Source organism: Bacillus infantis (genome assembly GCF_020171945.1).
Classification (GTDB): Bacteria; Bacillota; Bacilli; order Bacillales; family Cytobacillaceae; genus Bacillus_AB; species Bacillus_AB infantis_A.
Genome location: NZ_JAIVAP010000003.1, coordinates 428,571 through 454,900 on the forward strand (window position 1 = coordinate 428,571; position 26,330 = coordinate 454,900).

The 26,330-nt window shown below is 45.3% G+C and carries 25 protein-coding genes and 1 riboswitch; of the genes, 14 read left to right on the plus strand and 11 right to left on the minus strand.

The features are described from left to right. Nucleotides 1–125: 125 nt before the first annotated feature. Nucleotides 126–821, plus strand: a complete 696-nt coding sequence (locus LCM00_RS08910; protein ID WP_224900354.1) for a protein-glutamine gamma-glutamyltransferase — start codon at nt 126–128, stop codon at nt 819–821. 44 nt (nt 822–865) lie between these two features. Here LCM00_RS08910 and LCM00_RS08915 read toward each other — a convergent pair whose 3' ends face one another. Together LCM00_RS08915 and LCM00_RS08920 are read right to left on the minus strand one after the other, a co-directional pair. Beyond that, nucleotides 866–1,684 (minus strand): glycerophosphodiester phosphodiesterase, encoded by an 819-nt coding sequence (locus LCM00_RS08915; protein WP_224900356.1) that lies wholly within the window; start codon nt 1,682–1,684, stop codon nt 866–868. 89 nt (nt 1,685–1,773) lie between these two features. Next, nucleotides 1,774–2,067 (minus strand): hypothetical protein, encoded by a 294-nt coding sequence (locus LCM00_RS08920; RefSeq protein ID WP_224900358.1) that lies wholly within the window; start codon nt 2,065–2,067, stop codon nt 1,774–1,776. A gap of 319 nt (nt 2,068–2,386) precedes the next feature. Between LCM00_RS08920 and LCM00_RS08925 the strand changes: the two genes are divergently transcribed. The 7 genes from LCM00_RS08925 (at nt 2,387) to LCM00_RS08955 (ending at nt 9,802) form a co-directional block, all read left to right on the plus strand. Next, nucleotides 2,387–2,797: a hypothetical protein gene (locus LCM00_RS08925; protein ID WP_224900360.1), complete on the plus strand. Its 411-nt coding sequence runs from the start codon at nt 2,387–2,389 to the stop codon at nt 2,795–2,797. 193 nt (nt 2,798–2,990) lie between these two features. Beyond that, nucleotides 2,991–3,515, plus strand: a complete 525-nt coding sequence (locus tag LCM00_RS08930) for an NfeD family protein (RefSeq protein WP_224900362.1) — start codon at nt 2,991–2,993, stop codon at nt 3,513–3,515. A gap of 15 nt (nt 3,516–3,530) precedes the next feature. Beyond that, on the plus strand, nt 3,531–4,997 hold the full coding sequence (locus LCM00_RS08935) for a flotillin family protein (protein ID WP_224900366.1): 1,467 nt from the start codon (nt 3,531–3,533) through the stop codon (nt 4,995–4,997). A 303-nt stretch (nt 4,998–5,300) separates the two neighbouring features. Then, nucleotides 5,301–5,411: a YjcZ family sporulation protein gene (locus tag LCM00_RS08940; RefSeq protein WP_224900370.1), complete on the plus strand. Its 111-nt coding sequence runs from the start codon at nt 5,301–5,303 to the stop codon at nt 5,409–5,411. 37 nt (nt 5,412–5,448) lie between these two features. Further along, nucleotides 5,449–5,586 carry a YjcZ family sporulation protein gene (locus LCM00_RS08945; RefSeq protein WP_224900373.1) on the plus strand — a complete coding sequence of 46 codons (138 nt, stop codon included), beginning with the start codon at nt 5,449–5,451 and terminating at the stop codon, nt 5,584–5,586. Nucleotides 5,587–5,725: 139 nt separating this feature from the next. Continuing rightward, the gene (locus tag LCM00_RS08950; RefSeq protein ID WP_224900376.1) at nt 5,726–5,923 is read left to right on the plus strand and encodes a hypothetical protein; all 198 of its coding nucleotides are present in this window, start codon (nt 5,726–5,728) and stop codon (nt 5,921–5,923) included. A 345-nt stretch (nt 5,924–6,268) separates the two neighbouring features. Continuing rightward, entirely contained in the window at nt 6,269–9,802 is a 3,534-nt protein-coding gene (locus LCM00_RS08955) for a CheR family methyltransferase (RefSeq protein ID WP_224900380.1), read from the plus strand. A gap of 10 nt (nt 9,803–9,812) precedes the next feature. Here the strand turns inward: LCM00_RS08955 and LCM00_RS08960 are convergent, their stop codons facing one another. Next, entirely contained in the window at nt 9,813–10,418 is a 606-nt protein-coding gene (locus tag LCM00_RS08960) for a hypothetical protein (protein WP_224900384.1), read from the minus strand. A gap of 69 nt (nt 10,419–10,487) precedes the next feature. Then, on the minus strand, nt 10,488–11,135 hold the full coding sequence (locus LCM00_RS08965) for a cobalamin B12-binding domain-containing protein (RefSeq protein WP_224900387.1): 648 nt from the start codon (nt 11,133–11,135) through the stop codon (nt 10,488–10,490). 124 nt (nt 11,136–11,259) lie between these two features. Here LCM00_RS08965 and LCM00_RS08970 point away from each other — a divergent pair, with 124 nt between their 5' ends. Then, complete coding sequence (locus tag LCM00_RS08970) at nt 11,260–11,628, plus strand: hypothetical protein (RefSeq protein ID WP_224900392.1); 369 nt, start codon at nt 11,260–11,262, stop codon at nt 11,626–11,628. Between the two features lie 125 nt (nt 11,629–11,753). Here the strand turns inward: LCM00_RS08970 and LCM00_RS08975 are convergent, their stop codons facing one another. After that, entirely contained in the window at nt 11,754–16,082 is a 4,329-nt protein-coding gene (locus LCM00_RS08975) for a S8 family peptidase (RefSeq protein ID WP_224900394.1), read from the minus strand. A 663-nt stretch (nt 16,083–16,745) separates the two neighbouring features. On the opposite strand from LCM00_RS08975, the gene LCM00_RS08980 reads away from it, so the two are divergent. The 5 genes from LCM00_RS08980 (at nt 16,746) to LCM00_RS09000 (ending at nt 21,441) form a co-directional block, all read left to right on the plus strand. Next, a complete protein-coding gene (locus tag LCM00_RS08980) occupies nt 16,746–17,273 on the plus strand; it encodes an RNA polymerase sigma factor (RefSeq protein WP_224900396.1) in 528 nt (175 codons plus the stop codon). Then, a complete protein-coding gene (locus LCM00_RS08985; RefSeq protein ID WP_224900398.1) occupies nt 17,257–17,877 on the plus strand; it encodes a hypothetical protein in 621 nt (206 codons plus the stop codon). The genes LCM00_RS08980 and LCM00_RS08985 overlap by 17 nt, the downstream gene beginning before the upstream one ends. A 342-nt stretch (nt 17,878–18,219) precedes the next feature. Further along, nucleotides 18,220–19,515, plus strand: a complete 1,296-nt coding sequence (locus tag LCM00_RS08990) for an ABC transporter substrate-binding protein (RefSeq protein ID WP_224900400.1) — start codon at nt 18,220–18,222, stop codon at nt 19,513–19,515. A 118-nt stretch (nt 19,516–19,633) separates the two neighbouring features. Beyond that, on the plus strand, nt 19,634–20,569 hold the full coding sequence (locus LCM00_RS08995) for a carbohydrate ABC transporter permease (RefSeq protein ID WP_224900624.1): 936 nt from the start codon (nt 19,634–19,636) through the stop codon (nt 20,567–20,569). Continuing rightward, a complete protein-coding gene (locus tag LCM00_RS09000; protein ID WP_224900403.1) occupies nt 20,566–21,441 on the plus strand; it encodes a carbohydrate ABC transporter permease in 876 nt (291 codons plus the stop codon). Before LCM00_RS08995 ends, LCM00_RS09000 begins: the two co-directional genes overlap by 4 nt. A 107-nt stretch (nt 21,442–21,548) precedes the next feature. On the opposite strand, the gene LCM00_RS09005 is transcribed toward LCM00_RS09000, so the two are convergent. The 6 genes from LCM00_RS09005 to LCM00_RS09030 all read right to left on the minus strand — a co-directional run bounded on the left by LCM00_RS09005 (nt 21,549) and on the right by LCM00_RS09030 (nt 26,061). Beyond that, complete coding sequence (locus tag LCM00_RS09005) at nt 21,549–22,307, minus strand: hypothetical protein (RefSeq protein ID WP_224900405.1); 759 nt, start codon at nt 22,305–22,307, stop codon at nt 21,549–21,551. Between the two features lie 182 nt (nt 22,308–22,489). Next, nucleotides 22,490–23,260 (minus strand): TatD family hydrolase, encoded by a 771-nt coding sequence (locus LCM00_RS09010; protein ID WP_224900408.1) that lies wholly within the window; start codon nt 23,258–23,260, stop codon nt 22,490–22,492. Continuing rightward, nucleotides 23,257–24,003 carry an ABC transporter ATP-binding protein gene (locus tag LCM00_RS09015; RefSeq protein ID WP_224900411.1) on the minus strand — a complete coding sequence of 249 codons (747 nt, stop codon included), beginning with the start codon at nt 24,001–24,003 and terminating at the stop codon, nt 23,257–23,259. The genes LCM00_RS09010 and LCM00_RS09015 overlap by 4 nt, the downstream gene beginning before the upstream one ends. Further along, nucleotides 24,000–24,764 (minus strand): ABC transporter permease, encoded by a 765-nt coding sequence (locus tag LCM00_RS09020; RefSeq protein ID WP_148950182.1) that lies wholly within the window; start codon nt 24,762–24,764, stop codon nt 24,000–24,002. Before LCM00_RS09020 ends, LCM00_RS09015 begins: the two co-directional genes overlap by 4 nt. Then, nucleotides 24,761–25,051, minus strand: coding sequence for a thiamine-binding protein (locus tag LCM00_RS09025; protein WP_129611861.1), 291 nt, complete (start codon nt 25,049–25,051; stop codon nt 24,761–24,763). Before LCM00_RS09025 ends, LCM00_RS09020 begins: the two co-directional genes overlap by 4 nt. An 11-nt stretch (nt 25,052–25,062) precedes the next feature. After that, nucleotides 25,063–26,061 (minus strand): ABC transporter substrate-binding protein, encoded by a 999-nt coding sequence (locus LCM00_RS09030; RefSeq protein ID WP_224900414.1) that lies wholly within the window; start codon nt 26,059–26,061, stop codon nt 25,063–25,065. A gap of 160 nt (nt 26,062–26,221) precedes the next feature. Beyond that, nucleotides 26,222–26,330: riboswitch (TPP riboswitch) on the minus strand.

Genomic DNA, 26,330 nt, shown 5'->3' on the forward strand with positions numbered 1-26,330 from the left:
TGCATAAAGCGGGCAAAACTCAGGGGCATTTTAATGAGCCCACTGCCATAAGGTATAGGAAAGCCGTACTTGGAAAGGAGTTTTCTATGATACAGCTGCCCGTTTTTCCAGGCCTGTCCGCTGAAATGCTGCCAGAAACCCAAAGGGCTATATGGCGGGCATTGGATAGAAGCCCGGAAACATTTTATTTTCCTAATGCCGGTGAGCTCTTGTTTGAGCTGGAAACAAGGGAAAAAATCCTGTTCTACTCCAGGAAGCTGAGTGAAAGCGGCGCTGTTTTTGCCGCCTTTCAAGATTCTTTCTTCAATCCGGCATATTGGATCAAAACAAGGGCGGGATATGCCTTGAGGCCGGACGTTCGGCCTTCTGACGCTGTCAATGATGTTTTTTCCAATGGCAGCAAATATGCTTTTGAATGTTCAACGGCCATCGTGCTTATCTTATACAAGGCAGTGCTTGAATCTATTTCTGTTCGCTACTTTAACCAGCTGTTCCAAAATTTGCTCGTGTGGGACTGGAATTATGACAGGGATCTGGGCATCATTACAAAAATAGGATCGTACTTCATTCCTGGTGACATTGTCTATTTTTATAATCCCGATTTCCGGCATCCGGTCTGGACGGGCGAAAATGCGGTTTATCTTGGCGATGATACTTATTTTGGGCATGGAATAGGCATCATGTCAGAGCAGGAAATGGTTGCTGCACTCAATACACTCAGGAAAACGAATGCCACCCAGTCAGCATTCCTTATCTCCCAGCATAGCAGGATCAATTTCCGTTATTTATTTCAATTTGCTAAAAGGATCCAGGGCTTTTAGGAAGTCAGCTTGTCCAAAAGCCAGGCTTCGCTGCTGTGCGCCACTCAATCCAGGAGCTCGATAAAATCTGTTACAATGCCATCGGCAGGAAGCCCCAATGCTTTTCCTGCTTCTTTTTCTGTCCTGATGGTCCATATAATGGCTTTCATCCCTTTTTGATGTATCCGGTCCAGAAGCTTTCTGCTCGCGATAGTATGCTTTGGATTTAAATAGCTGGCATACTTTGCAATCTGCTCAAGCTCTCTTCCAGTCATCCTTTTCGTCTTGTAATTCAGAAGGATACCGACCGGGATGGAAGGGAGCAGGCTATGGATTTTTTCCATTGAGCTTCTGTCAAAAGATTGGATGATGATCCGGGTTTCAGGGCCCTTGTCCAGCTTCCGGCTTTTTAGCTCTTCTGCAATCTGTTCTTCTATTCCTGGGTAAAGGGCCGGCTTCTTCAGCTCGATCAGGAGCCCGGCCTTATCGGCATATTTGTCCAGCATTTCAGTGAATGAAGGGATAACTTCCCCCGCAAATTCCTTTGAATGCCAGCTGCCTGCATCCAGGCTCCTAAGCTCTTTCCATGTAAGGGCTGAGACTTTTCCCTTGCCGTCTGTCGTCCGATCGACAGTAGGATCATGAATGACGGCAAGCTCTCCGTCCTTTGTTCGCTGGACATCAAATTCAAGAAAATCGGCTCCCGATTGAAGCGCATAGTCAAATGATGAAAAGGTATTTTCCGGCCTGGAGCCTGCAGCTCCACGGTGTCCGATTTTAAGCTTTGATGGCAGGCTGCCATGTGCCTCCTGTACTTTTCGAAGGGCTCTCAGCCTGGCCAAAAGCGGGTTTAATGCATTCCGGTAGCTGCCCAAGCATTTCATCTCCTTTTACTGATGGTTTTTAACATCCTGTTTTCTTTTACCCTGGCAATCTATCATAAAGAAGCGCCTCCGGTTTCGGCAAATGAAACTCAATCCCAATCTTCATATATAATCCTGCCGCCCGTCAAATCTATTTCGTTTCGTTCACCTCTATAGTAAAGCTTTCCATTTTCTTTGATCAGCAGCTTTTCATAAGTGTAAATATTCTTTCCTGCAGGCAATTCTATGACTACCTTTTGGCCCAGATCCTTTTCCGGTGATTCTATCTTAATGAGACTGGTGGAATAGCAGAAAATTAGAAGAACTGCTGCAGCCGTCATAATTATGAGGAAGAGAATCTTCCATATGATAGTCCGCCTGCTGGTATATCTGTCTGATCTCATGGTATTTGCAACCTCCGCTAAAATAAAATGCATGCAAAGCAAATAAAAAGAACCTAAGAAAAGTCTTTACTAGCGTATGCAGCAGCGGGAGGGCCGATGACAAAAAGAGGCTGTTTGCCATGCGGCCGGCTGATGAACGACCTTTAGGCCAGATTGACTATTCTGCCTCTGTTTTGCACCAGGCACAGCTATAGGCATGGAATCAATTTTGGTAGATTAGTCTATTTCTGTTTTAGCTGATAGTATGATATGGTAGGTAACGGAGCCGGATTACATATATCTTTAAATGAATCCAATCAGATTAGCCGGAGGAAGAAATATGATTTGGGAAACTGTAGATGGAATTAATATATGGAAACTTAGCAGGTATTTTAAGAAGCTTTCTGCTTCTAAGCTGACGCTGGAAGAAAAAGTTATGAATGATGTTCTGGTTGTTACACTGCCGCTGAAAAAAACAGATGAACCTACTTCTGCTGAAACCAGGAAGCAGATTGAAGAGGCTGTCCTGCATTCGGATGGATTTGAAACATTGAAAGTCGCACTCCTGGAAAACTGCAGGCCGTCTTACAAAGAACTGACGACGAAATATGGGGTCAGAAGATGGCTGGAAATTCCTGTAGAAGAAAACGTTATATATAAATTTTCGTTTGAAAATATAAAAGAAAGCAGCCAGCATAGTTCTTACCAGCTAGCTAAGGGCAGCGGCACATCTGAGCTTGCTGCCAGATAGCATGGGGAACCATGCTTTTTTTTATGGATAATTTTGTGAAAATTGAAACTTTTATTCTGCCCGTTCGTAAATAATACAGAAGCTTCCAGATGGATAGTCAGAGGGGAGGAAAAGCAAAGCACCATAAATGTACTAAGATTTATAGTCCGCTAAAAGCCTCGTGGGCGAAGCGGGAGGGAGGTTTGATATTTATATGGAAATCTTCGGGTTGCCGATCCAGACTCTATACTTGTACATTCTTTGTTTTTCAGGTGGAATAATAGTCTTATATATTTTGTTCGGGGATGTTCTGGAGGGAGCCGGTGAATTCAGCCCTTTCCTGAACCCCATATTGATTTTTGCTTTTTTGACAATTTTTTCGGCAGCCGGCTTCCTGATGGAATATACAACCGGGATGGGCAGCGTCCTGATCATGGCCATTTCGGCGGCGATTGCTTTCGTTCTGGATATCTTTTTATATCTTTTTGTACTGATCCCTTTATCCAATGCAGAAGAATCGCTGGTCTATACAGACGAATCCTTAAGAGGCAGGGTTGGGAAGGTTATAATCCCGATCCCTGATAACGGTTTCGGCGAGGTGCTGATTGAAAGTGTCAGCGGGAGGATCGCCAAGTCAGCCCAGAGCTTTAAGGGCGGGCCGATTGAAGAAGGCCAGGAAGTACTTATTATAGAAGTTAATGAAAATGTCCTTCAGGTTGTCAGACATGAAGGATTATAAACAGGAGGGAACAGAATGGCAATGGTTTGGGTGGTAGTTGGTGTCGCAGCTTTTCTATTGATTGCTCTGCTGGGTGTATTTGTTACTAAATATAAGACGGCCGGACCTGACGAGGCTCTGATCGTCACGGGCAGCTATCTTGGAAACAAGCGGGTCCATGTGGATGAGTCCGGCAATAAAATCAAGATCATCAGGGGAGGCGGGACATTCGTCCTTCCGGTATTTCAGCAGGCAGAGCCATTGAGCCTGCTTTCAAGCAAGCTTGAGGTTTCAACGCCTGAGGTATACACCGAACAAGGGGTGCCAGTGATGGCCGATGGCACAGCTATCATTAAAATAGGCGGCTCCATCAGCGAGATTGCCACTGCAGCGGAACAGTTCCTCGGAAAATCAAAGGAAGACAGGGAGAACGAGGCAAAAGAAGTGCTCGAAGGCCACCTCCGTTCCATCCTTGGTTCAATGACCGTCGAAGAAATTTACAAAAACAGAGATAAATTCTCGCAGGAGGTTCAAAGAGTAGCCTCCCAGGACCTGGCAAAGATGGGCCTCGTGATCGTTTCATTGACCATCAAGGATGTAAGGGACAAAAACGGCTACCTGGATTCTCTGGGCAAGCCGAGAATTGCTCAGGTTAAAAGGGATGCGGATATTGCAACAGCTGAAGCTGATAAAGAAACGAGGATCAAAAAGGCAGAAGCTGATAAAGATGCGAAAAAGGCAGAGCTTGAGAGGGCAACCGAGATAGCGGAGGCCGAAAAGGAAAATAAGATGAAAATGGCAGATTACCGCAGGGATCAGGATATCGCCAAGGCCCGTGCCGACCAGGCTTATGATCTGGAAACAGCCAGGGCCAAACAGGAAGTTACTGAGCATGAAATGCAAATCAGGATTATCGAAAGGCAAAAACAGATCGAGCTGGAGGAAAAAGAAATCCTGAGGCGGGAGAAGCAATACGATTCTGAGGTTAAAAAGAAGGCGGATGCAGACCGTTATGCAGTTGAGCAGGCTGCAGAAGCCGAGAAGCGGAAGCAGATCACAGCTGCTGATGCCAATCAGTACCGGATCGAGTCTCAAGCAAAGGCAGAAGCAGAGCGGGTCAGGGTAGATGGAATCGCCAAGGCGGATGCCTTAAGGGCCCAAGGGGAATCTGAAGCAGAAATTATCCGCCTGAAAGGTCTGGCGGAAGGGGAAGCCAAGCGCAAGATTGCTGAAGCATTTGAGCAATTCGGCGAAGCTGCTGTACTCGACATGGTCCTCAAAATGCTTCCTGAATATGCAAAACAGGTTGCGAGCCCATTGGCCAATATTGATAAAATCACGGTCGTCGATACAGGCAGCGATGGAAAAAGCAGCGGTGCCAACAGGGTCGCAGGCTATGCAACAAATCTAATGAGCACCATGCAGGAAACGCTGAAAGCTTCTTCAGGCATCGATGTGAAAGAACTGCTCGAAAACCTTTCAGGCAAGCATAATGTACGCTAGAGCCTTGATGAACTCACATATGAGCTGAAGGAGGCGGCCCAGAAGAAAGAAGGGGAAAAGGGGACGATCAGCTCAACATAAGTTTCAGGCGCAGGAAAAATGATTCCTGCGCCTTTCTTTTAGCTTTTTCCCAATCAGGCCGGTTTTGGTGTCCAAAGCTGCCAGTTTTTTATTTTTGAAGAGTTTCTCCCTCCCTGTTCGTTTGCCTCTGAGGAAATGACCTAAAAATTGTGCGTTTGTCTATTCGCACAATAGCTCATTGCTGAATAGGATATATTGAATCAACTAAAGGAGGTTTTACAAATGTCAGACGGATGCGGATACGGCGGAGGTTTTGCCCTGCTGGTAGTATTGTTCATTTTATTGATTATCATTGGTGCTTCTTGGGGTTACGGAGGCGGCTACGGCTACTAATTGGTATTGAATAAAGAATAAAGGAGGAGATCTTCCAATGGCATACGGATACGGATACGGCGGCTATGGCGGCTGCGGCTACGGAGGCGGCTACGGCTATGGCGGCGGGTTTGCGCTGATTGTTGTACTATTCATCCTTCTGATCATCGTTGGTGCAGCCTGCTTTAAATGGTAATAGATTGAAAGGAGGGAGACAGGGCATCCTGTCTCTCTTTTTGTGTACCGGGTTCTGGGCTGGTTCTCTCCGCATTTAAGTGTTTTATACTCCTGTCCAGGGGGAATGTAAACAAAAACAGTAAATGGAGGAGAGAATGATGGAGCATCAGACTGAAAACAGAGCATACACGCTTGATGAGATCCACGGCCTTTTGGAAAGCGGGCTTCAGCGGGAGCTTAATCCAAAGGAAAACAGCATCGTATCAAAATGGATTGCTTCTTTTGATAAAGAGGATAGGATCACTGTACTGAATATGTTTAAAGAGCTGCTGAATAAGCATAAACGGATAGATTGAATGAGAAGCCTTCATAAGAGAAGGCTTTTTTCTATGTACAGAAAAGGAATCCTCCGGGCCGGGAATCGGGAAACTTGGCGGAAGAGCCACATGCCAATGATTTAATGACAAATCTTGATTGGCTCTTAAAGAACCTCTATAATCAGGAGTATAAATGAATTTCCTATAAGTGGAATCAAAGCCCGTATTTCCCCTATCCTTTATCATAAGCTTTGCCGGCTGCCGCTGTTATCGATTTTTACCCTGGAAGTCCTATGATCGTTATTGCTTCCAGCGTTTGAGTGAGGGAAGGCTGTCCGGAAGGCTGGCTTATTTCGGCATTAATCAGGAGGAATCAAAGAATATATGTCTATGAAGCAATCAATTAACACTGCCGGGAAAAAATCTTTAGGAAAAGATTTTTATATTGTAGGAATTGGCGCGTCTGCCGGGGGACTCGATGCAATTGAACAGTTCTTTTCGAAAGTACCTGCCGATTCCGGTATGGCGTATATAGTTGTTCAGCATTTATCCTCCAAATATAAAAGCTTTATGCCGGAACTTTTGGCAAAAAAGACGAAAATGAAAATATTGCGGATCAAGGATGGGATGCAGGTCCAGCCTGACACCATATACCTGAACCCGCCGGATTCCTATACATCCATTGAAAACGATGCATTCAAGGTGAGCGGATACGAAAAAGACAAACAGCTGCATTTTCCGATAGATGCCTTTCTGAAATCCCTTGCTGCCAGCAAAAAGGACAAGGCTGTTTCCATTATCTTCTCAGGAAAAGGAAACGACGGAACAGCTGGAGTCAAAGCAATTAAAGATAATGGCGGAACGGTTATAGTCCAGGATGGACAGTCAGCTAAATTTAATGATATGCCGGAAAGTGCAATTCTTTCAGGCTATGCAGATTATATTGAGGCCCCTTCCAACATGCCCTCTATTCTCAGTTCCTTCTATGAAAGTGTCTTGCCCCGCTACAGCCAGGAAACCTTAGAGAAAATTTTTGTATTGATTAAAAAGAATACTGGATTGGACTTTTCATGCTATAAAAAAAACAGCATTATTAGAAGAATTGAACGGCGTATCCTTCAGCTTGAATCCAAGTACCAGAGCGTTGAACAATATCTTGATTATCTGCAGGCAAACAGCGGAGAGGTTGAAAATCTTCAAAAAGACCTGCTGATCGGTGTTACCCACTTTTTCAGGGACGCGGAAGCTTTCAAGATCATTGAGGATGTGATCGTGCCGGAAGCCGTCCACCGGAAGGCGGCTGCAAAGGAGGAGCTCAGAATCTGGATCGCCGGCTGTTCCACAGGGCAGGAAGCTTACTCCTATGCAATTCTGTTTGACCGCTATGTGCAGAAGATGGGCTTGGACCTTAACTTCAGAATCTTTGCAACAGATATAAATAAAGATGCAATAGAGTTTGCCAGGCGGGGGATTTATCCCGGCCATCAGACTGAAGGCATCCCAAAGGAACTGCTGAAAAATTATTTTGTGAAAAAAGGAGACAGCTGGGAAATCATCAAGCGTATCCGCAGCCATGTCGTTTTTGCCCCGCATAATCTGATAAAGGACTCTCCTTTTGTCAATATGGATTTAATCAGCTGCAGGAACGTCATGATATACTTCCAGCCGGACCTGCAGCGAAAGCTGTTGTCACTCTTTAATTTTGCTTTAACAGAAAAGGGCACGCTTGTCCTGGGACACAGCGAAACAACAGGGAAGATGTCCCATTTCTTCCGTCCTGTCAACGGAAAATGGAATATCTATAAAAATGCGATTTCTGAGAACTGGATGGTACAGTCAGAAGGGAGAGTATCACATATGCCGGTTTCAGCAGATCAAGCTGAGAATAGGAGCATTGCTGCAGATTCACTCTCTGCACGCAAGAGGGCGGCTATCCATCAGACGCTTATGGATAATTATGTGCTCCCGTGCATCGTCCTGAATGAAGTCAATGAGGTGATATTCACGTCCCGCCGGGCGAATAAGTATCTGAATTTCCTGAATGAATCCTCGAGCAAAAGCATCTACAAAATGGTCCCTGTCCATCTGTCTGTCATGATTGGTACAGCGCTGAAGAAGTTAGATGGTGAGCAAAATGAGGTGTGTTATAAAAACGTCCATTTTGACGTAGATGGCGAGAACCGGTACTTTGATCTGATCGTAAAGAAATTTGCAGCCAACGAATCGCTTGCTATCATCCTTTTTGATGAAGACCAGAATACAAAGGAAAAGAAAACGATGCCTCTTTACTTCGATCCGCACAGCACAGTGGCCGAGAGGATAGCAGACCTGGAGCAGGAGCTGTATTATACTCAGCAGACGCTCCAGACAACCATTGAGGAGCTTGAAACATCCAATGAAGAACTTCAGTCTGCCAATGAAGAGCTTATTGCCGCGAATGAAGAAATGCAGAGCGCCAATGAAGAAATGCATTCGATCAACGAAGAGCTCGTGAATGTAAACAATGAGTATGAACAGAAGATCAAAGAAGTGACCGCGCTTGCAGATGATATGGACAATCTGCTCATCAGCACAAACATAGCAGCGGTATTTCTGGATGCTCAGCTGAATATCCGACTTTTTACACCGGAAGCCAAAAAGGTCATCAATGTCATCGATATGGATGTCGGAAGGCCGTTCTTCCACATCTCTCATAATTTTGAACAGGCATCACTTGTGGAGGATGCTGAAAGAGTCCTCAAATCATTTGGTAAAATTGAGAAAGAGCTCATGTCCAAGGATCATAGATGGTATCTGATGCAGGCATTCCCATACCGTACAAGTGAGAATGTGATGGACGGGGTTGTCTTTACCTTCAATGATATTACTGAAATAAAGCGATTCAACCAGAAGCTGAAACTGACCTCCAATGCTCTTGATCAGAGCCCATCCCGGATTTTGATCATTGATAAATCAGGCAATATTGAATATCACAATAAAGAATTTGCCGAGCATGAAGGAAAACCTGACAGCTTTGTGGGAAGGAACATTAAAGAACTTTACAGAGATCAAATGAATACAGCTGATTTTAAAGAAATTGAAGATGCCATAATTGCAAAGGAAGTATGGAAAGGCAGCATGTCCTATCCGCTGGATGGCGGAATAGCCAGGTGGGAGAATGTCTGCTTTTTGCCGATCGAGGATCAGTACGGAGATGTCAGCAGCTATCTTGGCATCATAGAAGATATTACAGTCCATAAGGCATCCGAGGCTATGCTGCAGAAATCAGAAATGCTGTCTGCAGTAGGGCAGCTTGCAGCCGGGATTGTCCATGAGATCCGCAATCCGCTGACATCCCTGAAAGGGTTTTTGCAGCTGATGATGCAGACTGGCAGTTATAATAAGGAGTACACTGAAGTCATGATGTCTGAATTCGGCAGGCTGGAAGCCATCATTGACGAGTTCCTTGTCCTTGCAAAGCCTAAAGCAGCTGTTTATGACCTGGTCAATGTTTCCAAAGTCATCCAGGATGTTTGTGTGCTTCTTGATACACAGGCCATTATGCAGAATATCAGCATCACAGCAGTACATCAGGATGCATTGCCAAAGATCAGGGGAAATGAAAAAGAGCTGAAGCAAGTTTTCATCAATATGGTGAAAAACGCGATTGAAGCGATGGACAACGGAGGGACGATCCTGATTGAGACGGGGATGGAAGGAAAAAATCTTCTCGTCAAAATATCCGATCAGGGAAAAGGGATACCGGAGAAGCAGCTTAATAAAATGGGAGAGCCGTTTTATACTACAAAGGAAAAAGGGACCGGCCTGGGTGTCATGGTCAGCTTCAGGATCATTGAAAACCACAAAGGCACTCTTAATTATGCAAGTATTGAAGGGAAGGGGACAACAGCAGAAATCCGTATTCCCTGCATTCAATAAAGGCAGGCTCTCAGTCTATTAAAGAGTCTGCCGCTGACATGATATTGAATAGGTTTTTCTGGATCCGTTCCAAATACTCCGCTTTTCCATGCTCGATGGCGAGGGGCTGAAGGATATTCATCAAATCGATTGATTCAGAAGCTGAATGGCTTATGCTTTTCAGCTTCTTTTTATTATTAATTGCCTTTAGTTTTTCATGTGCATTGCTGCTTACTTCAAAAAGGAGGGGATTATTCAGGCCCAGCGGCTTCAATTCTGCCGGCTGCAGGGATGAGAGCCTGTTTCGGAGCATGGCCAAATGATGCTGAACCTCCAGGAGATTTGAAGAAATGGGGGCGCAGCATACATAGATGAGCTTTTTTTCAGGGATGCGTGAATAATAGATATTAAAAAGTTCAACTGCATTTCCAGATGTGCGCAAATTAATTTCAATCATTTCTCCACTATTCTTCTCAGGAATGCTGAATACTTTTTCAAGACTATCCTGGTCAGCAAGCTGGATAAAGCTGATGCAATAGGGAAATCTGATTTCGGCAGCTTCAGAAGCGAACACGATCTTCAGGTCAGTGTCCAATATAAAAAAAGGGATTGGCAGCAAATTCAAATCTGTTTTCATGTAAAGTGCCTCCTTTTTGATAAAATGACAGCCTGCAGAACCTGCAGGCTGATAATAGTATTTGTCCGATTATATGGCAATCTCTTTCGATTGGCTTAAAATCCAGGGCTCAAGATCATCCAATTTTTTAATAAGAACGGTTTCTTTGCTGCAGAAGGGTGTAAAATCATAGCGATTGATCAGTCTGCTGCCTACCAGGATCTTTGGGTGGAAAGAAAGCTGTTCAAGCTCTTCTACATATTTCTTCAATAAAGGAAGATGGTGGGTCAGTGACAATGAGATGCCGATAACATCCGGCTTCCATTTTTCCGCACTGTTCAAGGCATATTCCAATGGAAGGCTGGCACCGAGATTTTTTACCTCCCAGCCATTTTCTTTGAATATGGAAGCTGTCATCTTGAGCCCGAGATAATGCTGCTCGCCTTCCGGACAAAAGAGGAGGGCTTTTCTTCCCTGTGCTGCTTTCTGGCCTTTTTCAAAAGAGTACTTGGTTAGAATGTAATCACATATTCCAGTCGCAAGATGTTCGTCCGCCACAGTTATAAGATCCTTTTGCCAGAGCTCCCCGATATAATGCATGCTCTCGCTAAGCAAACTTTCATATATATAGCAGGATTGATAGTCTTTATAATCATATTCCTGGATAATGGCCCAGCTTCCATAAATATCGCCTTTCAACAGGTAACTGGCAAGCTCCTTGGCTGCTGCTGAATACAATGGTATCAACTCCTGTTAAATTTTATAGTAATTGATGCTCCCAAAAACATTTTCTTATTGATAGTATACTATATAAGAGAGTAGAAATCGCATCCCAGAATAAATTATTGAGGAGGCTGCCCTTATGGAAAAATATGATAAAGATAAAATTGTAAAAAAACTCTTTGACCGCTTTTATGAAGAGTTCCCATCCCTTGAGAGATTCGGGGAATCAGGAAAAAAGAGGACAGAAGAAGATATTTACTATCACTTTCAATACCTGGAAACTGCCTATAAACTGGACAGCATACAAATTTTCACGGATTACAGCAAGTGGCTCCAGGATATACTCACTTCCCGGGGGCTGGATTCTTTTTATCTGGTATTAAATTTCAAATGGCTTATCGAAGAGATGACAGAGACAGATGCTGAGGAAAAGGACTTTTATATTGAAGCTCTTGAAGAAGGCATAAAGGTCCTTGAAGCTTTGGAAGCCGAGGGAAGCCAGACTTAAGTCACCATGCAGGAACAAAAGCGCAAGTGCCTTGATCACCCTTAGGGAACGCAAACTAAGAACGCCAAGTTCCTTAACAACAAGAAAGCCCGCCGGTTTCCCGGCGGGCTTCTTTTGCGGCCTGATTATTTAGCATTGATATTCAGCTTGCCTGCAGCCGTCTGCCTTACTTCATTCCCAAAATCATCTGTGACTTTGACTTCGATATCTGCGCCAGGGGCTTTGACATTTTTCGTTGCTGTATAATAGCCTTCATAGTGGCCCTCAGACGTTTCCATCATCGGAAGCTCAACAGCATTTGTCAGGTGTCCGCCTGTATTTGTCAGCGGCATTCTGATAGAGAACACAGCTTTCAGCCCAGGTTCACTGTCAAATTCGATCTTGACGCTCTCGCCGGATTTCAGATCTTTATTTTCTTCCGGCAGCAGATTCTCAATGACAGGAGCTGTATATTTCGCATAGACAGTCACTTTTTTGTTTATCTTATTTTTTGCTTTATCCTGGGCGATGACAGTAATCGTATTTTCTCCTTCGTTCAATAAGATCCTCAATGAATAGGCACCGTCCTGTACAGGAGCTTTTTTCCCGTTGACCTTCACCCAGTCAAGATTATCATCTGCAACTGTACCATTTACAGTAATGGTTTCTTTATTCGTTTTTAAATCATCAGCAGGCGATGTGATTGACAGCTCGGGTTTCTCTGTATCCACAATGACTGTTACAGGGGCGGAAAAGTCAGTCGAACCGCTGTCAGTGGCGGCTTTGGCAGTCAGGATATTCTCTCCCTCGTTCAATTCAGCTTCTGCAGTGAATTTCCCGGAGTCATCTGCTGTAGTTTCCGCGGCTTTTTCCCCATTGATGAACAGGTGAACTGTTGTAGAAGGAGCCGAAGTTCCTTCAATCACGGTTTTCTTCTGTTTTGTAATAGTCCCGTCTGCAGGCGATGTGATAACAGGGGCATTTACTTCGTAGTCCACTGCTGCCCGTATCATATAATTGCCTTCTTCTGCCGGAACTGGTGACCAGGCACCGCCGACCAGCTGCCAGCTCCGCCCGGCGTTCGGCCCGTCTTCATCTGTAGCAAGGCCAGGGGTATTTGGATTAGGAGCTGATTGGATATAGACCATATAAAAATCGCCATTGACCATGATGCCTTTGTCCCTTAAATCAACACGGGTCCATTCGCCGTTTCTTAATGCAGAGGCTTCAAATGGCCCGGCAAGTTTTTTTCCGGGGGCACCGTCAGGTCCGCTTGCATCATAGACAGCAACCTGGAATTCCGTTCCTCCAGGCACCGGCCATTCTGTGTCCCAGAAGCGGAAATTGCCGCCCGTAACCATTGCGCTGTTCTGGCCATTTTCCAGTGACATTTTCACAGCCCAGCCGTTTCCGGCATCATAAAATGCTCTTGCATTTTCTGCTGTTCCGTCGTCATAGCCGATCTCACCAGGATAGCCGATGAATGGCCTCAGCTGGATATTTTGTTCGGCACTCGAACTGCCTTCGATTGTTATTTCAACTTCTTCGCTATAGTATGATGGAGCCACAACCTTTAAGGTGTATGTTCCTTCATAGGCTGTTAGCGAATATTGTCCATTCTCATCCGCGTAGACTGGTTCAACAGCCGCATCCTCGATTAGCATAATCATTGCTCCCGATACAGGCTCGCCCGTCAATTCGTTTGTGATAATTCCTGTAACGCTCCCTTCCGGAATTTCTTCCAGTACAAAGTCTGCTGAAGTCTCTCCGTCTTCAGGGATATTGACGCTTTGTGACTCTGACCGGAACCCGTAAGCCTCTGCCTGCACCGTATAAGTGCCGGATGCGTGGGTCATTTCATAGGAACCATCCTGCGGATTTGTAAAGACTGAACGTCCTGTTTCCAATACGGTGACTTCCGCATTTACAGGAAGTAATGCAGGGGATGGGGCAGAACCATTTTCCTGCTCTTTTTTCCCTTGCTCTTTTTCAGGAACAATTTTGGCAGGGTCGATTTGCTTTTTAGCCGACACTGCCGGCCCGGATGGTCCGGCTGTACCATTTTTTCCAAGCTGGCCTTTTTTGGATGGTGCATTCGGTGTATCAGATAGGGACACATCATCCAAATACCAGCCTAGTTTTTGGACTGAACTGTCAGTTGTAACATTGAAGGCAATATAGATGCGCTGGCCGGCATATTCGCTCAGATCGACTTCACCGTCAATCCAGCCGGCTGTATTGCCGTTGACCCTTAGTTTTTGGATCCAATTCTCCATATCTGTTGAAACAAAAACATGTCCATAATCATAGCGGTTCTCCAGCTCATGCCATTGTTTGAATTGCAGATAGGCACTGCCTTCGCCCAGATCTACGGGCGGCATGAGGAGCGTCATGTTTGCGGAGTTGGCATAGTTTCCTCCAAGCGCGGTTGCATAGACTTTCTCACCGGATGCCGCATTTCCCGGGCCGGAAGCCGGCGCGCCCCATTCCCAGCTGTCATTTGTTCCATATGAAGTCCATCCTGCAGGCCGGGACTCAAAATCCTGGCTGTATCCAGTACTTATGCCCGGGATGACATTTACTTCAAATGTATCAGATTCGGCGCTGTTGCCGCCGAAATCAACTGCCTTCCACTTGTAGGACAGGATAGGTTCCCGGATGTCCTCTCCAGGGATGACTGCCTCATAGGTGCCAACAGTAAAGCTGCCAGAAACCCTTTCAGCTCCAACAGCCGCGGTTCTTCCGTCAGCCTTCACATACTCAAGAACGACATTTGTCACACTGATGTTATCAGAAACCTCTGCGCGGACAGCGAGATTCATACCGGCATATGTTTCAGTCTGTGCATCATGTGAAATGGACGGCGCTTCACTGTCATCTCCTTCTTTAGAAACCTGGCCCTTTAGTATGCCCAAGCCGGAAACGACAGAAGAGATGGCATCGAAGACATTGACAAGTCCATGGCCATAGCCGTTATTCGGTACATTCGGGAATGTGGAATCTGTAAGCGGTACAGCTGTTGCTGACAGAATTTCTTCAATTTCATCCACTGTCAGGCTAGAATCGGCCTGCCTCAGTAAAGCTGCAGCCGCAGCTACGTGCGGGCCTGCCATGGATGTTCCGTTCCAGCCTCCTTCATAACCTGAACCAGGAACCGATGAACGGATATTCACCCCCGGCGCTGCAATATCTGGCTTGATTTCTTCATATGGCGATGGCCCTTGAAGAGAGAAAGAGCCAAGCCGGTTATTGATGTCTGTTGCCCCGGTAGTATAGGACTCTGGATAATTGCCTGGAGAGGCGACTGAACCAGGTCCCCCTGGATTGGTCAACGTTGTATTTCCTGCTGAAAATTCCGGGAAGATTTCGGCAGCGCGCCATGACTGGACCATCGGACGGTACCATTCATCAAGGCCTGGGCCGCCGCCCCAGCTGTTATTTACAACATCCGGAGCCTGTTCAGGGTGTGGAGTGCCATTGGCATCCTTAGGAGCAAGAATCCATTCCCCTGCCGCCAGAAGATCGACATCAGACCCCCCGCTCGGACTGAAAGCTTTTACAGCAATAAATTTGGCCCCTGGTGCAACGCCGATCTGGTTTGCACCGCCAGGATCTGAGCCGACCATGGTGCCGGTCACATGGGTGCCATGGCCGTCGTCATCATAAGGGGAGGATTGTCCTCCTACTGCATCAAACCAGTTGTAAGTATGTGAAGGCTGATCAGGGTTTGCAGGATCATAGCCGCGGTATTTTTCCTTTAGCGCGGGATGGTTCCACTGGACGCCTGTATCAATCGAGGCGACAACAGTCCCGGTCCCGTCTATGCCCATGTCCCAGGCGGCTGGGGCGCCGACCCTGTCTATGTTCCATTCAATGGAGCTGGTTTTATTATCTGCCGTTTTTTCCATCTGGATAGAAGGCTTGGCGGCTTCTTTTACAGGCTTATGAAGCTGTCTTGTCTCGTTAGGAAGGATTTTGTCTACTTCAGGAAAGCTTGCGAGCTTTTCCATGACATCTTTAGTGGCTGTGACGGCAATGCTGTTCACAATATAGAAGGATTGGCTATCTTTCGCTTTGCCGGCATTTTCCTGCTGCTCGATATATTTGAGTACTCCGGCCTGTGTTTCGGCTGCGACGGCTCTTAGAGAGGAAACTACTGCAGATCTTTTCATGAATTTTGCCTTGGAGGAAGTTGCTTTATCGGCTGAAGCTTTTTTTGCTGCTTCTTGAGCAGCTTTTTTTGTGTCTGCCTGCTGTTTCATTTTGATGAGGAAGGTGACCTTGTCTTTTCCATCAAATTGATCAAGGAGCCTGCCCGATATTTTGTTTTTTGAAGACTCGGGGGAAGCTTTCTTCATCGATATATGTGGAGACTTGCCGGCACCCGCCTGCGCCTGATAAGGACTAAGCAGCGGAATGATCAAAAGTGCCGTTAGCATGAGATAAAGCCAGCGAAATTGCTTCTTGTTCTTCATGAACCATTTCCTCCTCTTTTCTATTCATTTTTCAATACAGAAGCTTACAGCCTCCTTTCCTATAAATTTTCCAGTTATGGATCTTCCTGCTGTGACTCTTACTGTAGCGGAAATAATAGAGCCAGGTTGTCGAATAATGATGGAAAAAGTACCCTCAATAATGAAATCATTCCATCTTCCCAGCAAATAACTTGCCGAAATGACAGTTAATAGGTCTTAGTCATTTCTTGCTGCAGTGTGAGAACAGGCAATTATATCCAAATAGCGTGAAAAAGGGATGCGGATGAAGAAAAAATAAGAGAATCAGATTATAAGAGGCAGGTTTGCCAAAAGTTTTAAAAAGAAGCCCCGGCTAATTAGAAAGTGAGATTTAAAGAGAGGAAGGGAGGAATATAGTTGAATTTGTAGAAAAAATAAGAAAAGCTGCCTGAGGCCAGGATGACATTTTACGAAACCTTACAGAATCTGAAAAAGTTGCAGACATATTGCACCATTTTATAAAAATATTTGAAATTGATCCTTTTTCTCTACTTTTGCTGTGGAAGGCAGGAGGATAGATGCATGGAGGGCAATGTTCTCCAAAAAAAATAAAAAATTGTGAATGGAAGCTGTTTCCTTTTCTGCTGACAATCGTCTAACTATGTGCAAGAGGGGGCGCCTACAATGAATAAAGTTTCTGCAGAAACGTTTGAGAGCATTTATTACGAATACAGTGACAAAATCTACGGATATATCTTCATGTATGTCAACAATAAAGAAATAGCTGAAGATCTGACACAGGATACCTTTATAAAAGCTTATAAGCACTGGCATCAATTCAATGGCGAGTCCCATATTTTTACCTGGCTTGTCAGGATTTCAAGAAATGTAGCCATTGATTATATCCGGAAGAGAAACCGCTTTAAATTCTTTTCCATTGAAAAATATCAATTTGATTCTGGTCATGACACACCAGTCGAAATAATGGTCAAAGGGGAAAAAACAGCCAGGCTTTATGATGCCATCCATTCTCTGAAGCTGAGCTACCAGGAAGTCCTTATCCTCCGGAAAATCAAGGAATTTTCAATCAAGGAAACGGCACAGATCCTGGGCTGGAATGAAAACAAAGTGAAAATAACCACATCCAGGGCGATGGCTGCCCTGAAAAAAGAAATGGAAAAAAGGGGGGATACCCTTGAAGGAGTTATTTGAAGACACAATATTGTTTGAAAAGCTTGATGATATTCCCCGTTCCAAAATGCAAAAGGACCGATCCTTCAAAAAGATTATGGAAGCTGCAGAACCCGGGAGGCCTGAAAAAAAACAGGTCAGGCCATTTTTTGGCATTAAGGGACCGCTTTTGACCGCAGCAACTGTTTTTATTGCCGCTATCTATTTTTACTCCCAATTCAGCATCCCGGATGCAGACAGCACCTTCGCTGAATTGAAAGAGCTGCCGATAGCGGATATTATTACATCAGAAACGGATTCAGAATACAGCTACATTACCAATGGCGTCAATATAGAGCTTAATGAATCCAGTTATGCCGATAATCCTTTCATGAAAGCAATGATCAGGTCGATGCTGAAAGATTCGGCTCCCACCAATTATTCCCCGGCAGAAAAGCCAGCGTATGACATCCTGATCAGGTACAAAGGCGGAGAGGTGATCCAGCTGAAGGTATGGAATGTTAATGATGTCATTTACTTCAGGGAGGAGGGCGGAAAAGAATTTTTTAAGGCACCTGAAAAGCCATCGGGCAGCATCCTCAAAACCCTGAAAAAAGAAGGGTTCAGCTGGAAGAGAGCCGGATGATGAAAAAAATAGGAACCGCAGAAGAGGCCGGAAGAAGGAGGCCTCTTCTTTAATAACGATAGGAATAGGCGCAAGGGAAGATAATGCCCATGCGCCTTTTTTTGTTTCCGTATGGCGTAAGTCAATACGGCAACACCCGGACTGATACGGGAATCCATTTTAGATAAAAATATTTAGACAATTTTCGATCTTTTTTTTAAGAATCAGGTTTAGAAGCAGGAGAAGCGGGTAGTTTTACAGTAAATTCCTTCTCGGAGTTCAGCACCGTTATGGATCCTTTGCGCAAAGGCAGCTGGGTGTTATTTAGAGAGAAAAAAATCAGACAAATCTAGGGGGATACATATGAAAAAGGGAATAGCTTTATTAATTTCTGTCTTTCTGCTTCTTGGCGTCCTTGCCGGATGCTCAGGCGGAGAATCTGCCCAGGCAGAAAAAACGAAGGATGGAAAAGTAGTCATTGATTTCTGGACATTCTGGGGATCAGAAACAAGAAGGCCAATCATCGAAAAAATTATAGACGATTACAATGCGTCACAGGATAAGGTTTTTGTTAAGCATACATATTTGCCTTGGGGAGATATCTGGACAAAGAACCTTGCTTCAGTAGCTGCCGGGAACCCGGCTGATGTCATCATCAATGATATCAATACTGTCGGTCAGCGGGCGGAAGCAAAACAGGTTGAAGATTTAAGCGAATATATGGATGAAGGCTTCAAAGATCAGTTTTATCCTCATCTTTGGGACACAGTCCTTTATGAAGACAAGCCTTATGCAGTTCCATTCAATACTGATACAAGACTTCTATTCTATAATAAAACAGCTTTTAAAGAAGCCGGCCTTGATCCGAATAAGCCGCCTTCTACCTGGGCTGAGCTTGAAGAATATGCCGAAAAGCTTGATGTGAAAAACGGAAAAACCTATGACAGGGTCGGTTTCTATCCGCTTTGGGGAAGCATCGGGGCAGGCAGCTGGATGACCAGTGCAGATGGAGGGAAAAACTTCATCGATAATGGTGAATTGAATATCAATACGCCTAAAAAAGTGGAAGCACTGGAATGGGTTCTCAAGTGGCAGGACCGCCTTGGGGAATCCAATGTTCAGGCGCTGAAAGCCGAATTCGGAAGTGAGCAGTCCAATCCATTCATTGCCGGAAAAGTGGCCATGTGGGTGGATGTAGGAACTTTTTATACCCAGATCAGGGACTATGGGAAGGATATGGATTTTGGAGTAGCTCCAATCCCGGCTTATGAAGAAGGTGCTGAAAACTGGAGTGATGGTGGAGGTTTTGTTGCCGAGGTGCCAAAAGGCTCCAGCAATCCGGAAGAAGCAATGGACTTCATTAAGTATCTGACAGGACCTGAAGCTCAGAAATATTGGGCTATGGAGAACTTTGACAATGTCGCCAGCATTGAAGGTGCTGAGGCGGCAGCAGAAGAGCTTGAAGGAAAAGATAAAGAGGTCTATGAAGCTACCATCAAAAATCTTGAAGATACTCAGCTTTTCCCGATCCCTGTTGAATATCCTGATTATTTGAGCAGGGTCAACCCGCAGATCGACAATGCCCTTCTTGGGAAGCAGTCGCCTGAAGAGGCACTTGAGAAAGCGGAAAGTGATGTTGAAAAACTAAAGAGAAAATAAATATTTTTGAAGAAGAGAAGGAATCTCCTTCTCTTCTTCGAATGCAATCATTTCAGGGAAAGGGTGAAGGGGTATGAAATCGTATGATTCTACAATTGCTCAAAACGAAGCGAACAGCATGGGCAAAGAGAAGGCTAACACTGAGCCGAAGCGGCTTTCTCGGAGAGCGAAAGATAATTTATTCGGCTATCTATTCATCAGTCCCTGGATCATCGGTTTTCTGGGACTGACTCTTGGACCGCTCTTATTTTCATTATTTGCAAGTTTTACAGATTATAATATAACTTCAAGAATGAATTTCATCGGCCTGGAAAACTTTAAAAGGATGTTTACGATTGATGATCTTTTCAAGACATCGCTTTGGAATACAATCTATTATGTATTATTTTCCGTGCCCCTGACCACGGCTGGCGCTATCCTGCTGGCTGTTCTGCTGAATCAGAGGGTAAAAGGGATGAAATTTTTCAGGACAGTGTACTACCTGCCTGCCATTCTTTCTGGTGTCGCTGTCTATTTTCTATGGATGCAGCTGTTAAGCCCTTCGACAGGCCTTGTCAACACTTTCCTTGCCTGGTTTGGCATAGAAGGTCCGGCATGGCTGTTTGATCCTGAATGGACAAAACCCGCCCTGCTGCTGATGAAGATGTGGAGCGTCGGCGGAGGCATGCTCCTGTATCTTGCCAGCCTGCAGGGTGTCTCTTCCCAGATGTATGAAGCAGCAGACCTGGATGGGGCAAGTTCGTTCCAAAAGTTTTTCCATATCACTCTGCCAATGATTTCACCGATCATCTTTTTTGATGTCATTACCAGCACCATTGGATCATTTCAAATCTTCCAGGAAGCTTATGTGATGACCGAGAACGGAGACGGAGGACCGGGGAATTCCCTTCTGTTCTACAACCTTCACATGTGGAACAATGCGTTTGAAATCTTTGATATGGGCTATGCCTCAGCGATGGCTTGGCTGCTGTTCCTGATCGTCATGGTACTGACAGTCATCAATCTGACACTCGGAAAAAAATGGGTACACTATGAAGGAGGAGACAATAAATGAAGCAGGCAGCTGCTGAAGCACCAAGGTTCTATGAGACAAAAAAATTCAGGCAGCGGACAAAGCATATCTTTGTTGCTTTCCTGCTTCTGGCCGGAAGCGTGCTGATCTTATCGCCGCTATGGTGGATGATTTCAACTTCCCTGAAATCGCCGCAGGAAATCGCCCAATACCCGCCAACCTTCATTCCGAACGAATTCCATTTCTCAAATTATCTGGAGGCATGGCAGACAGCGCCATTTACAAGATGGGCGTTAAATACCTTATTTATTGCCCTTGCCGGCATGATCGGGAGCGTGCTTGTTAATTCTCTCGTTGCCTATGCATTCGCAAAAATTCGTTTCAAAGGCAGAAATGCTCTTTTCGTCATTGTATTATCTACCATGCTGATACCAGGTTTTGTCACTATGGTTCCGCAATATATCCTGTTTTCTAAGCTGGGCTGGATCAACACATATCTTCCTTTGATCGTTCCTGCCTTCCTGGGAAGTGCATTTTTTATCTTCCTGTTGAGGCAGTTCATGATGGGCATACCGAATGAATTGATTGAAGCAGCAGTTCTTGACGGTGCGAGCCATCTGCAGATCTGGTGGAATATCATGCTCCCGCTTACCAAACCCGCACTTATTACAGTCGCGCTGTTCTCCTTCAATGGTGCATGGAATGACCTTTTAGGCCCGCTGCTGTATATAAATGACGAAAGCCTGTATACCTTGCAGATCGGACTGCAGACATTCAAAGGAACAGTATCCACCCAGTGGCACTACCTGATGGCCATGTCAGTAACCGTCCTGCTGCCGGTCGTCCTCTTATTTTTCTTCTTCCAAAAGCACTTCATCGAAGGCTCCAATATTGCTTCGGGGAGTAAGGGGTAAGAAAAGCGGAGGCATTTGCTTCCGTATCCTACGAAAATGAAAGATGCACAAATAGAAAGAAGGCATGGCTTCCCAGTCATGCCTTCTTTCTATTCAGCCAATTTCTATTAAGCTGGTGCCGGACAGGTGGTTTTCCAAACGCCTTTTACACAAACTTTATCCTTCGGAACATAGCAATCAATGATAGTTTTGCCGGCGCAAAGCAGCCTGCCGACTGAATATTGTGAGCCGGACGAACAATAGCTGCCAATCAAATTGACACATGGGAGGGAAACGCTCCCATTTGTATAACTTGTACATTGCCAGCAAAGATAGTTGCTTCCATTCACAGCATCTTCAGCTGCTGGATTTTCTCTTTGCAGCTCCGCTGAGCTGACCATGCTTTCTGCTTTTTCCTCTGTCTGCACAGCAAGCTCTGCGTATAGATCTGTTTCAGACACATCAATTGCAGTGGTTGTACCGGTGGAGAGCTCCTCAAGATAGATAGCTTTATCTTTAAGAATACTGCTATAGTCGAGAATATAAGCCTGCATATCATCATTGATGCTGTCATATGCAAAGGTAAGGATGGAGGAGAAGCTGACAGTGGCTGCACCGCCTGCGGCCAGTGAAGCTTCTTCCTTATATTTAATCTCATACTGGACAATCCAGCCATATTGCTGATTATTTTCGTCTTTAAGCGGATTCAGGATATAAGGGTCATTTGAGAGAAAGTCATCTTTAAAGTCCTTATACTCGTCTGTTTTCTTAACCAGCTTAAGAAATTGTTTTTCTGAGGGAATCAGGCTGGCAGTTTTCGGCTGGGCAAAAGCAGAGGTGGAAAAGGAAAACAGGATGATAAGCAGGATCAGGCCATATCTTTTCATTGAGCAGTCCTCCAATAAGCTTTTCTTTTACTGTACCTTATATTTCCATCTGGAGATATGGGGAAAATTCATTAAGGGGAAAATGGTTCAATACTACTAAAGAGATAAAATGTGTCTTTTTCATCAATGTTCCTGTTCCAAAAAATATTAAAAAGCACCCTGCTTAAAAAACAGAGTGCTTCTCAAATACTGTAAAAATCCCTGGTATTAGTCAGCAGGAGCTTATAAACCTCCGGCAATGCCAGTTCTTTGATTTCAGCAATTTTGGCTGCTGAACGATGGATCATTCCTGGTGAAGTCATTTGTTTATGGAAAGGCCCTTCGAACAGCCAGGGGCCGTCTGTTTCAGCCATCACCTGTCCATTTGGGTAGGCCTCTACTAGTGATTGAATCTCCCCTTCGTACAATACATCAGGAGTCACTGAGATGAAATAGCCATTTGCGGCCATTCGTTCAGCCACAAGAGCTGAGCCTTTGAACCAATGAAAATGGGCTTTTTCGATAGAATATTTTTCAAGCAGGCTGCAGACTGCGTCCGCATCCTCATAAATGCTATGGAGGATGATGGGGAGCTGCCATTCCTTGGCTTTCCGGACAAATAGCTCCAGTAATTCCAGATACGGTTCCAGACCTGGGAAGGAAGCTCCCTGCTCTTGTCTTCTATAGTATGGAAGGCCGACCTCTCCTATGGCTATCATGTTTTCTTTATTATCCTCCATCCAGCTTATCAGATCTGCAAGTTCTGCTTCAGGAGGCAGGGCCTGTTCCGGATGGTACCCAAAAGCCGGCTTTACCTTTGAAAACCTCTCTGCAAGAAGCAGGTTCTTTTTGCAGGAGCTGAGATCCCAAGAGACAGTTACAAGTGAATCGAGCTCCGGTATGCTGCAAATATCAGCAATATCCTGATCAGCATAGCGGTCCAGGTGGATGTGGCTGTCAATAATCTTGTTCATCCTTTGTCCCCCTTTGGCCGCAGTGAATGATGGACCTTTCTTTTCCATTCCAGAAATTCCTCTTCCAGAAACAGTCCTTCTCTCCTTGGCCGGGAGAATGGCACAGTAAATTCTGCTGCTGTATGGGCCGGCTTTTCTGATAAGACGATGATGCGATCTGACAGAAAAAGAGCTTCTTCTATATTATGAGTGATAAAGATGATCGCTGGCCGCTGCTCCTCCCATATTGACAGGAGCCATTTCTGCATATCAAGCCTCGTCAGTTCGTCCAGTGCTGAAAATGGTTCATCCAGGCAAAGCAGCTCCTGTGGGCTGAGAAGTGCTCTTATGAAGGAAGCGCGCTGCTTCATCCCGCCGGATAACTCATGCGGATAGGCATGTACATATTGCCCGAGTCCTGCTTTATGTATCATCTCCATGGCTTTTTCCTTATCTGTTCTGCCTGTCAGTTCCTGTCCCAGAAGGACATTTTGCAGAACTGTCCTCCATGGAAGCAGGGAAGGGGTCTGAGGCATATAACTCATGAATCCCTTTTGGCCATTGATCGATTGGCCGTTCATCTGGATGCTCCCTTTATCGGGAAGAAGCAGACCGCCAATCAAATTGAAAATAGTGCTTTTTCCGCTTCCCGAAGGCCCGAGAAGAGAGACGAATTCCCCTTCATTGACTTCCAGGCTTAAGTTACTGAGGACAGTCTGTTCTCCAAAAGACTTTGATATATTTTTCAGCTGCAGGAGGCTCATTTTATCTGCTCCTTTTTATTCCATTTTAAAAGCAGGCTCTCTGCCAAAAGGATTGCTCCGAAGAAAATCAGGCTTAGTATCATAATGGCAAATATGGCTACAAAAACACGGTCTGTCCGGAAGGAGGAGGAGGCGAGAGTCATAAAAACGCCTATCCCTTTTTCCGAACCTAGCCATTCTGAGATGACAGCGCCCATAACACTGTAGGTGGCCGAGATTTTCAGCCCTGAAAATAGCGAGGGCAGGGAGCCGGGCCATTCCAGCTTCCAGAACAGCTGCCTTTTGGTGGCTCCTGACATGGCCATATAATGCTTAAGCTCGGCTGGAACCTGCCTGAAACCGTCCAAAGCTGCCACAGTGATTGGAAAAAAACAGACAAGAATAATGACAATAAATTTCGGCAGCAGCCCAAACCCGAACCAGATGACAAGGAGAGGGGCAAGGACGATGACAGGGACATTCTGGGATAGTATCAGCAGCGGGTAAACAGATTCCCTTACAGCCGGCAGACGGTGAAGGATGATGGCCGCGGTGAGCCCGAAAACAGTCCCCAGTGCAAAGCCGGCCAGTGATAATAGCACCGTTGACGCCAGGTGGCCGGAAAAACGGGCCCAGCTTTCCACAGATTCAGCCATGATGTCAGAGGGCGGCGGCAGGAGCCAGGCAGGGACTTCTGCCAGCCTTACTGCTGCTTCCCAGAGAATGAACAAAAGGAGGAGAACCGTTGCCGGCTTCCATCCTTTTACAGCCACTTTCTTCATTTGTATTTATCCGTCAGGTCATCCATCGTGATCCCATCAGGCTGAAACAGAATTTTGACTTGAGAAATCACATTTTTGCTTCCCATTGCAATCATTCTTTCATTCATTCTTGCGATGATCTGGAATAGCTCTTCAAGCTCGCCTTCCATCGTTGTCTCCAGCGGATGGACCTCGTATTTCACTCCGGATTCTGCAATGATTTTAATCGCTTCATCTACATATGGAATAACATCTTCCCCGTTTTTTGTTTTAGGTATAATCTGAATGCTGATCAGTGTACTGGCCATTATGGTTCCTCCTATTCTGGCAAAAATTCATTGGTAAAAGCTTTTTCAGCGTCCAGCTCGCTGTCCAGCAGTTTATTTTCATACATCCATTGGGCATAGTTTTCCCAAACCTCTATACTCTGTTCTCCCCATTGTTCTGCATCATCCTGATATTTTGGAGACAGCCATTCCTGGCTTTTCTTGACCAGCTCGGCGTCTAAATCAGGTGCAGCCTCAAGCAGGATATCAGCAGCTTCTTCCGGATTCTTGATTGCAAACTGATAGCCCTGTGATGCTGCTTTTACAAAGGCTCTGACAGTATCAGGACTATTTTTGATCATTTTCTCATTTGTAGCCAGAACAGGTGTATAATAATCGAGTTTATCGGAATAGTCGGTAAGGTAGACCATATTCAGATCTTCTCCGCGAAGCTCCGCCTCGACGCCAGTCCACCCATAATAAATCCAGGCAAAATCGATATCCCTTTTAACAGCTGTAAAGAAATCGGCATCCCCCATGTTAACAAAGGAAACATCAGAGACATCTGCATTTTCCTGCTTCATTAATGAGGCGATAACAGATTCCTCAACAGGCGATCCCCAGCCTCCATATTTTTTCCCGGCAAAATCCTTTGGCGAGTCGATATTTTTAGATGCTGGAGAAGCAAAGCCGGACGTATTATGCTGTATGACAGCGGCTACTGACACAAGAGGGACACCCTGGACCCTGGCCTGTGTAATGCTTTCCTGATAGCTGACGCCAAAGTCAGCCTTTCCGGAAGCAACCAGCTGATCTGCTCCAGCGTCACCAGGCATAATGATTTCTGCATCAAGGCCTTCCTCTTCAAAAAATCCCTTCGCTTTGGCAGCGTAAAGTCCGGTGTGATTAGTGTTTGGTGTCCAGTCAAGGACGACAGTAATCTTTTCAAGTTTTTCCCCTTTATCAGCCTGATCTTCTTCCTGCCCTGACTGTCCTCCGGTGCAGCCGGCAAGCAGCCAGACGGCACACAATGCGCTGAGCCATTTCTTCATGATCAATCCTCCATGCTGTTTCTGATATTATTCCAAAAAGACCGCCGGATAATGGGCATAAAATTTATCAAGGCAACCGCGGGCAGATGTGCTGTTCCTTTCCCGATGCACACAAAAAAGCGCACGGATTTCAGAACCCGTGCGCAATAAAAAACATTCATCCGATTAAGAATATGTTTCCTACGCTGGCATCTCTCCAGATCAGGTTCAAAGGGTCCTTTATCGTAAAAATAAAGTCTCAACCGCACCCGGTTCCCCCACAATTCTCT